The sequence below is a fragment of the Brevundimonas sp. UBA7534 genome (genome assembly GCF_002479325.1).
Classification (GTDB): Bacteria; Pseudomonadota; Alphaproteobacteria; order Caulobacterales; family Caulobacteraceae; genus Brevundimonas.
The window spans coordinates 1-11,286 of the sequence record NZ_DLMO01000041.1; the positions used below are offsets into that span (position 1 = coordinate 1).

At 69.1% G+C, this 11,286-nt stretch carries 14 protein-coding genes, 3 tRNA genes and 1 pseudogene; 15 read left to right on the forward strand and 3 right to left on the reverse strand.

Features of this window, described 5'->3' with window-relative positions; all coding sequences use genetic code 11:
• Positions 1-48: 48 nt before the first annotated feature.
• Together B2U11_RS03200 and B2U11_RS03205 are read right to left on the reverse strand one after the other, a co-directional pair.
• Positions 49-136, reverse strand: a tRNA-Leu gene (locus tag B2U11_RS03200).
• Positions 137-208: 72 nt separating this feature from the next.
• The gene (locus B2U11_RS03205; RefSeq protein WP_250202403.1) at positions 209-460 is read right to left on the reverse strand and encodes a FliM/FliN family flagellar motor switch protein; all 252 of its coding nucleotides are present in this window, start codon (positions 458-460) and stop codon (positions 209-211) included.
• A 66-nt stretch (positions 461-526) separates the two neighbouring features.
• Between B2U11_RS03205 and lipB the strand changes: the two genes are divergently transcribed.
• The 4 genes from lipB to B2U11_RS03225 all read left to right on the forward strand — a co-directional run bounded on the left by lipB (position 527) and on the right by B2U11_RS03225 (position 4,047).
• The gene (gene lipB, locus B2U11_RS03210) at positions 527-1,243 is read left to right on the forward strand and encodes a lipoyl(octanoyl) transferase LipB (protein ID WP_292069918.1); all 717 of its coding nucleotides are present in this window, start codon (positions 527-529) and stop codon (positions 1,241-1,243) included.
• 127 nt (positions 1,244-1,370) lie between these two features.
• Positions 1,371-2,849, forward strand: a complete 1,479-nt coding sequence (locus B2U11_RS03215; RefSeq protein WP_292069919.1) for a S41 family peptidase — start codon at positions 1,371-1,373, stop codon at positions 2,847-2,849.
• 81 nt (positions 2,850-2,930) lie between these two features.
• Complete coding sequence (msrB, locus tag B2U11_RS03220) at positions 2,931-3,422, forward strand: peptide-methionine (R)-S-oxide reductase MsrB (RefSeq protein WP_292069920.1); 492 nt, start codon at positions 2,931-2,933, stop codon at positions 3,420-3,422.
• A gap of 52 nt (positions 3,423-3,474) precedes the next feature.
• Positions 3,475-4,047, forward strand: a complete 573-nt coding sequence (locus B2U11_RS03225; RefSeq protein WP_292069922.1) for a hypothetical protein — start codon at positions 3,475-3,477, stop codon at positions 4,045-4,047.
• Positions 4,048-4,103: 56 nt separating this feature from the next.
• Here the strand turns inward: B2U11_RS03225 and B2U11_RS03230 are convergent.
• Positions 4,104-4,178 (reverse strand) — tRNA-Thr (locus B2U11_RS03230).
• 393 nt (positions 4,179-4,571) lie between these two features.
• Between B2U11_RS03230 and murA the strand changes: the two genes are divergently transcribed.
• The 11 genes and pseudogenes from murA to B2U11_RS03285 form a co-directional block, all read left to right on the forward strand.
• On the forward strand, positions 4,572-5,861 hold the full coding sequence (murA, locus tag B2U11_RS03235; RefSeq protein WP_292069923.1) for a UDP-N-acetylglucosamine 1-carboxyvinyltransferase: 1,290 nt from the start codon (positions 4,572-4,574) through the stop codon (positions 5,859-5,861).
• The gene (locus B2U11_RS03240) at positions 5,851-6,318 is read left to right on the forward strand and encodes a DUF2948 family protein (RefSeq protein WP_292069924.1); all 468 of its coding nucleotides are present in this window, start codon (positions 5,851-5,853) and stop codon (positions 6,316-6,318) included. Before murA ends, B2U11_RS03240 begins: the two co-directional genes overlap by 11 nt.
• Entirely contained in the window at positions 6,315-6,782 is a 468-nt protein-coding gene (locus B2U11_RS03245; RefSeq protein WP_292069925.1) for a UPF0262 family protein, read from the forward strand. Before B2U11_RS03240 ends, B2U11_RS03245 begins: the two co-directional genes overlap by 4 nt.
• 103 nt (positions 6,783-6,885) lie before the next feature.
• Positions 6,886-7,104, forward strand: a complete 219-nt coding sequence (infA, locus tag B2U11_RS03250) for a translation initiation factor IF-1 (RefSeq protein WP_008261544.1) — start codon at positions 6,886-6,888, stop codon at positions 7,102-7,104.
• 12 nt (positions 7,105-7,116) lie between these two features.
• A complete protein-coding gene (locus tag B2U11_RS03255; protein WP_292069926.1) occupies positions 7,117-7,692 on the forward strand; it encodes a Maf family protein in 576 nt (191 codons plus the stop codon).
• A complete protein-coding gene (locus B2U11_RS03260; RefSeq protein WP_292069927.1) occupies positions 7,689-8,714 on the forward strand; it encodes a ribonuclease E/G in 1,026 nt (341 codons plus the stop codon). Before B2U11_RS03255 ends, B2U11_RS03260 begins: the two co-directional genes overlap by 4 nt.
• Positions 8,715-8,717: 3 nt before the next feature.
• Positions 8,718-8,882, forward strand: a complete 165-nt coding sequence (locus B2U11_RS03265) for a DNA gyrase inhibitor YacG (protein WP_292069929.1) — start codon at positions 8,718-8,720, stop codon at positions 8,880-8,882.
• A gap of 63 nt (positions 8,883-8,945) precedes the next feature.
• Positions 8,946-9,021, forward strand: a tRNA-Phe gene (locus B2U11_RS03270).
• A gap of 437 nt (positions 9,022-9,458) precedes the next feature.
• Positions 9,459-10,346, forward strand: a complete 888-nt coding sequence (locus B2U11_RS03275; RefSeq protein WP_292069930.1) for a MotA/TolQ/ExbB proton channel family protein — start codon at positions 9,459-9,461, stop codon at positions 10,344-10,346.
• Positions 10,347-10,351: 5 nt separating this feature from the next.
• The gene (locus tag B2U11_RS03280; RefSeq protein WP_287897151.1) at positions 10,352-10,789 is read left to right on the forward strand and encodes a biopolymer transporter ExbD; all 438 of its coding nucleotides are present in this window, start codon (positions 10,352-10,354) and stop codon (positions 10,787-10,789) included.
• A gap of 195 nt (positions 10,790-10,984) precedes the next feature.
• Positions 10,985-11,286: pseudogene (locus B2U11_RS03285) on the forward strand (OmpA family protein); the annotation flags it as partial.

Sequence of the window (11,286 nt, forward strand, 5' to 3'; positions counted from 1 at the left end):
GAGGACGAAGGCCCCGGAACTGTGTGGTTCCGGGGCCTTCGTCCTCGGTGCGCGAGGGGGGACTTGAACCCCCACGTCCTTGCGGACACAGCGACCTCAACGCTGCGCGTCTACCAATTCCGCCACGACCGCTCGCATCGGAGCGGCGGCGAATAGACGAGTGGGCGGCGGGTGTCTAGTGCCAGAAACGCGGTCGCCCGGACCGGGCTTAGGCCGCGCCGGCCATGAAGTCATAGACGTCGGCGGGGCGGGTCACGGTGATTGCGATGCGGTCGTCGCGAATCTCGATCTCGCCGCGCGCGACCGGATGGTTGTTGGCCAGGATCCACACCTCGTCCCGCTCGGACGCATCCAGCGGAATCACCGCGCCGCGGCCCATGCGCAGCAACTGGGACATCGGCAGCACCGAACGGCCCAGCACCACGGAGATTTCGACGTCGACGGCTTCGATCTGGCTCAAGGTACGGTCCGGTTCACTCGGGCGCGCGCCCTTGCGCAACCGCCCCGCCGCCCACATTGAAGGGTCATGCTTGCCGAGCCGTTAAGTCCCCCGTCCAGGACGCTGTTTCGCGACGACGACCGTCCGGTCGAATGGGCGGTCTCCGCCCAGCCCGTCGACTACGCCGCCGCCGAGTCCTTCATGGAGGCGCGCGTGGCCGCCATCGCGGCGGGCGAGGCGGCCGAGATGGTGTGGCTGCTGGAGCATCCGCCGCTTTACACCGCCGGCGTCTCGGCGCGGGACGAGGACCTGTTAGACGCCGCGCGCTTCCCGGTCCATCGAACGGGGCGGGGCGGGCAGTTCACCTATCACGGGCCGGGCCAGCGCGTGGCCTATGTGATGCTGGACCTGAACCGGCGCGGGCGCGACGTGCGGGCCTTCGTGCGCGGGCTGGAAGGCTGGCTGATCGGGGCGCTGGCGGCCTTCGGCGTTCCGGCGGACGTGCGCGACGGCCGTGTCGGCGTCTGGGTCGAGCGCAAGGGCGCGGGCTGGTCGCGCGAGGACAAGATCGCCGCAATCGGCGTGAAGGTCCGCAAATGGGTGACCTTCCACGGCGTCAGCCTGAACGTCGAACCGGACCTGTCCCACTTCGGCGGCATCGTGCCGTGCGGCATCCAGGAGCATGGTGTGACCAGCCTGGTCGACCTGGGCGTCCTGGCCGCGATGGACGATGCGGACGGCGCCCTGCACGACAGTTTCCGGCGCCTGTTCGGACCGACCGCGCCTGCGCCGGCGTCGCTCTGACCCGCGCCGCATCGCCGCATCCAAGGCGGCGCGGCGGCGAAAAGGGGGCGCGCGGGGTTGGCAAGCACGGGGGCGTTAAGCTTTAAAGTCGCCGCCCCCTTCGTGAGCAGGCTCCAGGAGTTCCCCCATGACCCGCATGTTCGCCGCCGTCTCGGCCCTGGCCGTGGCCCTCGCCGCCGGCGCCGCCTCCGCCCAGGATTTCCGCGCTCTGGCGCAGCAGGACCTTCAGGCCGCGCATGACGCGCTGGCCGCCAACCACCCCGCCGCCGTGGTGCCCGGCGCCGCGGGCGAGGACTTCCGCGCCTGGATCGACACGGGCCTGCAAGAGGCCCTGGGTCAGGTCGGCCGCGTCAACAGCGGCGACAGCCACGCCTATCTGATGCGCTTCTACGCCAACGGCTTCCGCGATTCGAACATCGCCATCCGCCCGACCTACGACGGCCTGGGGCCGTTCTTCGCCATCGGCTGGCCGGGACTGGCCACGGCCTGGCGCAACGGCGAATACGTCGTCTCCTATGTGCAGCCGGGCGTGCGGGGCCTGCCGCCGGTCGGCGCCGTCTTCGTGGGCTGCGGCGACGAGACCGCCGCCGAAATGGCCTCCGAAAAGCTGGACCGCTGGGAAGGCGACCTGACGACGGAGGCGGGCAAGGTCCGCACCGCGCCCTATCTGCTGTGGAACCGCAACAACCCCTTCGCGGGCGGCGTCCCGACCGGCGAGTGCCAGTTCAAGCAGGGGCGCCGCACCCGCGACTATCGCCTGCCGCCCCAGGGCGTCGATCGCGCGGCGATGGAGGCCGCCTACCGCGCCAGCGTCTATACGCCAGGCGCCAATCCGCTGGCGGTCGAAACCGTCGACGGCCGTCCCTGGATCCACGTCCACAGCCTGGCCGACGACGCCGGCTGGGACGCCTTCTACGCCGCCATCGAAGGGCAGTTGGCCGCGATCCGCGGGCCGCAGGGCGTGGTCATCGACCTGCGCGGCGCCAACGGCGGTTCGCTGAACGCCACCTCGCGCGGCTATGGCCTGGCCAACCGCATCTGGACGCCGGAATTCACCGTCAGCCGCCAGCCCGAGGCCGGCTCCATCACCTACCGGGCCACGCCGGCCAACCGTCAGTGGTTCGTCGACACCCTGGCCCGGATGCAGGCCGATCCGCGCTTCGTCCAGGAATCGGCGCCGGTGATCGAGCAGACCCAGGCCATCGTCGCCGCCTTCGATTCCGCCCTGGCGGCCAATCAGGCGACCTTCACCCTGCCGGGCCGTCCTTCCGTGCCCGACACCGGCGCGGCCAACCCGGTGCAGGGTCAGGTGGTCGTCCTGGTTGACGGCGGCTGCACCAGCGGCTGCCTGGATACGCTGGACCTGCTGACGCGCCTGCCGAACGTGCGTCTGGCCGGATCGACCACGGCCGAGGATTCGATCTTCATCGAGCCGACCGTGCTGCGTCTGCCGTCGAACTATGCGGAGCTCAGCTACGGCCACAAGGCCTGGATGACGCGCGAGCGCGGCAACGACGCGCCCTTCGTCCCGGCCCAGGGCCTGGCCTACACGGGCGACCCGACCGACGAGGCGGCCGTGCGGACCTGGGTCGGCGCGCTGTTCTAAGGCGCGCCGCCTGTTCTGATCGTGCAAGGCGGGGCCGGGCGGGGGGTGGAACCTCCGCCCGGCCCTTCTTATTTGCCTGTCATGACTGACACTGACACGCGCTCCGCCCCGCCGTCCTCCTCGGGTTTCGACCTGACGCCGCCCAACGACGAGGAGCGCGCCCGTCTGGAGGCCGATCTGTCGCCGGAGGAGAAGCGGGTGCTGCTGGCGCACGGCACCGAGGCGCCTTTCTGCGGAACCTTGCTGGGCGAGAAGCGCGCGGGCGTCTTCTGCTGCCGCGAATGCGGCCTGCCGCTGTTCCGCAGCCGCACCAAGTTCGAAAGCGGCACGGGCTGGCCCAGCTTCACCGAACCGGTCGATCCGGCCAACGTCCGGGCGGTGCGCGACACCAGCTACGGCATGGTCCGGGTCGAGACGCGCTGCGCCCGCTGCGACAGCCATCAGGGCCATGTCTTCCCCGACGGCCCGCCGCCGACCGGCGACCGGTACTGCATCAACTCCGTCGCGCTGACCTTCGTGCCCGAGGGCGAGCCTCTGCCGGACCCATTGGGTCGGGGCGACGGAAAGGCCTGACCTTGGCCGCAATCGCCGTGATAGGATGGCGCCAGCGTAAGGATTATCGACCATGTTGATCGCCAGCCTGCTGACCATCGCCGCCCTGGCCGATCCCGACGGCGTGGTGGCCACGGCGCCGACCGGCGCGCTGGACCTGGCCGCGGTCGCCTCCGCCCCGGCGCCGGTCGCCGCGCCGGCCCCGACGGCCCAGGACGCCACGCCGCACGGCATGACCACCGAGGAGCAGATCCAGCGTTGGCTGGCGGCGCGCGAACGGGCGCCGTCCTTCGAAGAAGCCGTGGCCGCCGCGCCGACTGACGATCGCGAGATTCACGGCATGGTCGAGGCGGGTATCGGCACCGGCGGCTATCGCAGCTACGGCGCGGCCGTGTCGGTGCCGGTGGGCGAGAACGGCCGCCTGGACCTGGCCTACCGAGAGGGCCGCAACCAACCCTATTACTGGGGCTATCCCGGCGCGTTCGGTCCGACCTATGGCCCGGCGTACGGCCTGGGCCGCTATCGCGGCTATGACGGCGGCGACAGCCGCACCCTGTCGATGGGATTTTCCTGGTCGAAGGATCGGGACCAGGAACGCGACGCCTGGCCGACTGCTCCCCGCTGGGGCGGCATGCTGGCCGACTGAGCGAAGGCCGAAAACGAAAAAGGCCCGGCGGATCGCCGGGCCTTTTCAGTCTCAGATGGTGCCGCCGGGCAGGATTGAACTGCCGACCTCAGCCTTACCAAGGATGCGCTCTACCACTGAGCTACGGCGGCCCCGACTGAGGAAGCGGCCGTATAGCCAAACCCTTCCGGCGATGGAAGCCCGTTTTTGACCTGAGCAAAGAAAGTTTGGACAGAATCCCGGATCGCGCCATGATCGCGCCATGACCCAGCCGCCGCATGACGCCGATACGCCGCCCGGAGCGGGGACGACGCCGAATCCATCCGAATCATCAGGGCCTTCGGCGGCGGACAAGGCGCGGATGGAACGGGCCGCGCGGCTGGCCTCGGCGTTGCGCGAGAACCTGCGGCGTCGCAAGGCGCCCAGACCGGCGGCGCCGCTCAAGGACCGCAACTGAAGTTCATCGGTCGGCGGCCTTTCCCGCCGGTGCGACCGCTTGCTAGAGAGGCGATCCCGGCGTTCGATCCGGGCGCTTCAAGGACGTCATGGACAGCATCGCCATTCAGGGCGGCGCCCAGCTGAACGGGGACATTCCCGTCAGCGGCGCCAAGAACTCCGCCATCAAGCTGATGGCCGCCTCGATCCTGACGGATCAACCGCTGCGGCTGACCAACATGCCGCGTCTGGCCGATACGCGCTTTCTGGGACAGCTGCTGCGCCAGTTCGGCGTCGAGGTCACCGAGACCGACGGCGCGGATGGTCAGGAAAGCCTGTTTCACGCCGCCGAGCTGACCTCCACCTTCGCGCCCTATGACCTGGTCCGCCAGATGCGGGCCTCGTTCAACGTGCTGGGGCCGCTGCTGGCGCGAACCGGCCATGCCAAGGTCTCGCTGCCGGGCGGCTGCACCATCGGCGCGCGGCCCGTCGACCTGCACCTTCAGGCGCTGACCGCGCTGGGCGCGGCGATCGAACTGGAGGAGGGCTATGTCTCGGCCACGGCGCCCAAGGGGCTGAGGGGCGCGGAGATCGAGTTTCCGTTCGTGTCCGTGGGCGCGACCGAGCACGCGCTTCTGGCCGCCGTTCTGGCGGAAGGGACCACTGTCCTGCGCCGCGCCGCCCGCGAGCCGGAAATCGGCGACCTGGCCCGCTGCCTGACGGCGATGGGCGCCCGGATCGAGGGGATCGACACCGACGTCCTGACCATCACCGGCGTGCCCTCGCTGGGCGGCGCGACCTGGTCGGTGATTCCCGACAGGATCGAGATGGGCTCCTACGCGGTGGCGGCGGCCATGGCGGGTGGGCAGGTGCGGCTGACCAAGGCGCGCGCCGACCTGATCGCGGGGCTGACCGACAAGATGGTCGAGGCGGGCGTCGAGGTCACGCCGACCGACGACGGGGTGATGATCCGCCGCGATCCGAAGCAGCGCCTGAGGGCGGTCGACGTCGAAACGGCCATCTACCCCGGCTTCGCCACCGACCTGCAGGCCCAGTTCATGGCGCTGATGACCACGGCCGAGGGCGTCAGCACCATCCGCGAGACCATCTTCGAGAACCGTTTCATGCACGTGCCGGAGCTGGCGCGGCTGGGCGCGGACATCGCCGTCCACGCAGGCGAGGCGCACGTCTCCGGCGTCGAGGCTCTGCACGGCGCCCAGGTGATGGCGACCGATCTTCGCGCCTCTATGTGTCTGGTCATCGCGGGTCTTGTCGCCGAAGGTGAGACGACGGTCGGGCGCGTCTATCATCTGGATCGCGGTTTCGAGCGTTTGGAGGAGAAGCTCGGCGCCTGCGGAGCTTCGATTCGCCGGATCAAGGAAACAGGTGATGAGCACTGACATCGACGCCTCCGCGCCCGCTTCCGACGCGCCGGTCGAGCCGCTGCGTCTGCTGGCGGAGGACGCCGATGATCTGCAGATCATCTCCGCGGCGCTGCAGGATGCGATCCTGCGCCCCATCGACATCGTCTGGGAAAAGCAGGCGCGCACCGTCACCATCGCGTTCAGCCGCTTCTGCTGGGAATGCGGCGGCACGCGCGTGCGCTCGGCGATGCAGTTCGGCGACGTGACGGCGGTCAAGAGCCGCCGCCTGCCGCGCAATCCCGACGCTTCGCTGGAACTGCTGGCGCTGGACTTCCTGCCGGGCGAGGCGCCGGGCGGGCGGGTCATCCTGATGTTCGCCGGCGGCGGCGACCTGCGGGTGGACGTCGAATGCCTGGACGCCGTGGTCACCGACATTTCCGAGCGCTGGCCGGCGCGGGTCGCCCCCACCCATCTGGGCGAGGCCGAGGCGTGAGCGGCCCGCACGTCCTGACCTCGGTGGACCTGGACGCCGCCACTCTGCCGGCCGCCACCGCCGAGATCGAGCACGAGCGCCGCGTCGCCATCTTCGACCTGGTCGAGAAGAACAGCTTCCAGCCCGTCGACGCCGACGGCGGGCCCTATGCGCTGAAGCTGTCGCTGCAGGACAACCGGCTGGTGTTCGACATCACTGGCCCGGCGTTCGCGCGCACCTACGCCCTGAGCCTGACCCCGCTGAAGACGGTGCTGCGCGACTATCTGCTGATCTGCGACAGCTATTACGAGGCGCTGCGCGGCTCCTCGCCCAGCCAGATCGAGGCCGTCGACATGGGTCGCAGGGGGCTGCACAACGAGGGCGCCGACCAGCTGACGCAACGGCTGGAGGGCAAGGTCGCGCTGGACCGGGAGACGGCCCGACGGCTTTTCACGTTGGTGTGCGCCCTCTACCGTCGCGGCTGACCTCGACTATCTGTGCATTTTCGGGCATTAGGCCCGTCCGTTCCGCCCCACGCGCCCGCCCGGCGTGGGGCCGATGTCGTTTTCGACGGGCGTGAGAGGCCGCATGGCTAAGGAAGAACTGCTCGAGTTTCCCGGCACCGTCAGCGAACTGCTGCCGAACGCCACCTTTCGCGTGACGCTCGAGAACGATCACGAAATCATCGCCCACACGGCCGGCAAGATGCGCAAGAACCGCATCCGCGTCCTGGCCGGCGACAAGGTCCTGGTCGAGATGACGCCCTATGACCTGACCAAGGGCCGCATCACCTATCGCTTCAAGTAAGGGCGGGCTCTCGTGAGCCGTCCCGAATTGGTGCTGGCCTCGGCCAGCCCGCGCCGCATCGAACTGTTGGCGCAGGTCGGGATTCGTCCTGACCACATCGACCCCGCCGACATCGACGAGACGCCGCTGAAGGGCGAAACGCCGCCACGGCTGGCGCAACGCCTGGCGGTCACCAAGGCGCAGGCGGTGGCGGCCCGGCGGCCCGAGGCCGTCGTCATCGCCGCCGACACCGTGGTCTCCGTCGGGCGTCGTTTGCTCGAAAAGCCCGCCGACGGGGCCGAGGCGGTACGCTTTCTGAAGCTTCTGTCGGGCCGAAATCACCGCGTGCACACCGGCGTGGCCGTGGTTCGCGACGGGCGCCTGTCGGTGCGGGTCTGCGAAACCCGCGTCAGCATCAAGCCTTTGTCGGACGCCGAGATCGCCGCCTATGTCGCGACCGGCGACTGGCGGGGAAAGGCCGGCGGTTATGGCATCCAGGGGCCTGCGGGCGCCTTCGTCCAGCGCATCGTCGGCAGCCACCCCGCCGTGATGGGACTGCCGCTCTATGAAGCCGTGCAACTGCTGAACGGCGTCGGCTGGCGGCCATGACCGGCGCCGCCGACGTGGAGGTCTTTCTCGACGACACGCCGGGAGAGACGCGCGGCGTGATCGCGCGCGGCGGCCGCTATACCCATCTTCTGATCCATCGCGAGGAGGAGGCGGCCCAGCATCGATTGGGTGCGAGATCGGTTGGCCGGGTGACGCAGATTATTCCTGGGCTGCGCGCCGCCTTCGTCGACCTGGGCGCCGGGCCGGACGCCTTTCTTCCGCTGGGGCGTAACGATTCGCTGGCGCAGGGCGCGCGGATCGAGGTGGCGGTCGTCGCCGAGCCGCGCGACGGCAAGGGTGCGGCCGTTCGTCGCCTGGGACCGGGGGAGGGGGCGCCGCGCCTGCTCGAATCTGGTCTCTCGATCGTGCAGACGTTGCGTCGCCTCGCGCCAGACGCGCCGATTCTGACGGGCGTCCCCGCGATCGACGCCTCCCTTGAGGCCGAATCGGAAGCGCTAGCCGAGGTCCATGCGTTTGCGGCCGACGGCCTCGACCTGGCCGTGCAGCGCACCCGCGCCCTGGTCGCCGTGGACATCGACCATGCCCCCGCGCCCGGCCGCGATCCGGCCAAGGGACGGGCGCGCGCCAACGCCGAGGGCCTGCGCCAGGCCGCCCGGCTGATCGGCTTAAAGGGCTGGGGCGGGCTGGTGATCATCGACGCGGTCGGCGACGGACGCGATGGAGAGGCGCTGTCCCGCGCCGTCCGCGCGGCCTTCTCTGAGTTTCCGCAGGCGGCGTTCGGTCCGGTGAGCCGGTTCGGCCTGGCCCAGCTGTCCCTGTCATGGACCCGAACCCCGGTCGAAGAGGTGCTGAGCCCGTCCGTGCGCACGCGCGCCCAGGCCCTGGCGCGCCAGCTGAGGCGGCGGCTGCTGACGGACACCGCATCCGCCCGCATCGTCGCGCGTTGCGCTCCCGAAGAGAAGGCGGCGGTCGAGCCGTTGGTCGCCGCCCTGGGGCCCCGCGCGGCCGTTGTCGCGGACCCGTCCGTCGCGCCGGGGCGCGGCCGTATTCAGGAGGACTGACGCATGGCCCTGTGCCCCATCTGCCGCAAGGCGGACGCCGATCCTAAGTACAAGCCCTTCTGCTCGCGCCGCTGTTCGGACCTCGATCTGCAGCGCTGGTTCGCCGGTTCCTACGTCATTGCGGGCGAGCCGTCAGAGGGCGCGGACGAAGAACCGCAAAAGGACTGAAACCGACGCTGGACACCCGAAAGCGGCTCGCCTATAGACGCCGCTCTCGCGACGCCGAGCGGCGCCTGGATAGCTCAGTTGGTAGAGCAGCGGATTGAAAATCCGCGTGTCGGTGGTTCGAATCCGCCTCCAGGCACCATCTTCCCCGCATCATTTTACCCTGCCCACGTCGGTTTCGAACAAGCTTGCGCTGTTCGCCGTCGTCGCATCACGAAAATGTCGTGATCGACCGCCTAGATGGCGCGCTGAGCAAGACTTCGCCCGTAACCCTTCCGGTGGCGAAATCGCGCTCTTCGCCCTTGACGCTCTGGTAACGGTTCGCCAAAGGGTTTCGGGACGCCTTCCCAGAGTAAACTTTCTGGGTGGAGTTCGGCGGGTCGAGGGAATGGTTTCCGACACTCGCCATCGGAGGAGGGGCCAGCCGGGCAACCGGACGGGTCCTCGCTCGTTTTTCGGCGGGTCGGGTTCCAGCTCGGGACAAGAGACGCCGAAGGAAACATTTCAGGTTGGGGGACGGCCGGTGACATGGCCGAACCTTTGGTTCCACGAGTCAGACCAAGCAGGAACTGGCGAATTATGCTGAACAGCAAAAAGACGAACATCCTCCTCGCCATGGCCGGCGCCGCCGTCCTCATGGCGAGCACGCCGGTTCTGGCGCAAGCGCCGGCCGAGCCCGCTCCGGCCGCCGAAACGGCGATGGCTCCGGCGGCGCCCGCCGCTGCGGCTCCGGAAGCCGATCCCGCGTCCGTCGGCGAAGCCGTCGGCGGCGGTCACGGCGGCGGCATCACCCCGATCTCCATGTTCATGGAAGCGACCGTGGTCGTGAAGGTCGTCATGGCCGGCCTGCTGCTGGCCTCGATCTTCTCGTGGACCCTGCTGCTCATCAAGCTGTTCGAGTTCGGCGCCCTGAACCGCAAGACTGACTCCTTCCTGGAGAACTTCCGCGGCGCCCGCACCATCGCCGACATGAAGGCGATCGCGACCGCCGAGGAATATGAAGGCAACCCGCTGGCCGACATGGCCGCCGCCGCCACCGAAGAAGTCGACCTGTCGCGTCAGGCCGGCCTGTCGGTCACCGGCGAGCACCGCCACGACACCCTGGCCCGCGCCCAAGCGGCCGTCACCGCCGTTCAGGCCGGTCTGGCCAAGCGCATCTCGGGCGGTCAGCAGTTCCTGGCTTCGGTCGGTTCGTCCGGTCCGTTCGTCGGTCTGTTCGGCACCGTGTACGGCATCATGAACTCCTTCATCGGCATCGCGGAATCGAACACGACCAACCTGGCCGTCGTCGCCCCGGGTATCGCCGAGGCCCTGCTGGCCACCGGTATCGGCCTGTTCGCGGCTATCCCGGCGGTTATCTTCTATAACTACTTCAACACCCGCATCGCTGCCTACGGCGCTCGCGCCGACGGGTTCAACGCTGAGCTGATCAACTCGATCTCGCGTCAACTCGACAAGGGGGCGTAATCCAGATGGCCGCCAAGCTTTCATCCGGCGGCGGTGGCAAGTACCAGATCGAGGCCAACAGCGAGATCAACGTTACGCCTTTCGTTGATGTCATGCTGGTCCTCCTGATCATCTTCATGGTGGCGGCCCCGCTCGCCACCGTGTCGGTGCCAGTGGAACTTCCGATCGCGGTCGCTAAGCCGCAGCCGAACCCGCCGAAGCCGGTCTATATTTCGATCCAGAACGACGGCGACGTCTTCGTGGGCGATTTCCGATCGGACGTTGGTTCGCTGGGGACCGACCTGACCGACCAGATCGGCAGCCGTAACCCCGCCGACGAGCGGATCTTCATCCGCGGCGACCAGAACGTCCGCTACGGCGATTTCATGCAGGTCATGAACGCGCTCCAGGACAACGGCTTCTACAGTGTCGCCCTGGTCGGCGAAGACCAGTCGACGCAATAGGCGCGAGGTGCAATGACAGACGTCACTTATCACCGCAGTCGTTACGACGCGCCGAAGCAGAAGGGCTTCATGGGGGTCTCGACGCCCGTGCTGCTGGTCTGCCTGCTGGTCGTCACCATCCTCTTTGCGCTTCTTCTGTTCTATCTGCAGCAGGCGAAGTTCAAGCTGAAGGAGTTCAACTACGTCGACGAGTCGCGCTACAGCTTCGGCGCCGAAGACGCTCCGCCGCCTCCGCCGCCTCCGCCCCCGCCGCCGCCCCCGCCGCCGCCTCCCCCGCCGCCCCCGCCGCCGCCGCCGGCGACCCCGCCGGCGCGTCAGTTCGTGGTCTATTTCGACTGGGATCGCTCCGACCTCACCGCCGAAGCCCGTTCCGTCGTCACCCAGGCCGCCAACTACGCCAAGTCGGGCCGTCCGACGCGCGTCCTGGTCGTCGGCCACGCCGACACCTCCGGCTCGGCCGCCTATAACATCGGCCTGTCCAACCGACGCGCCCGCAC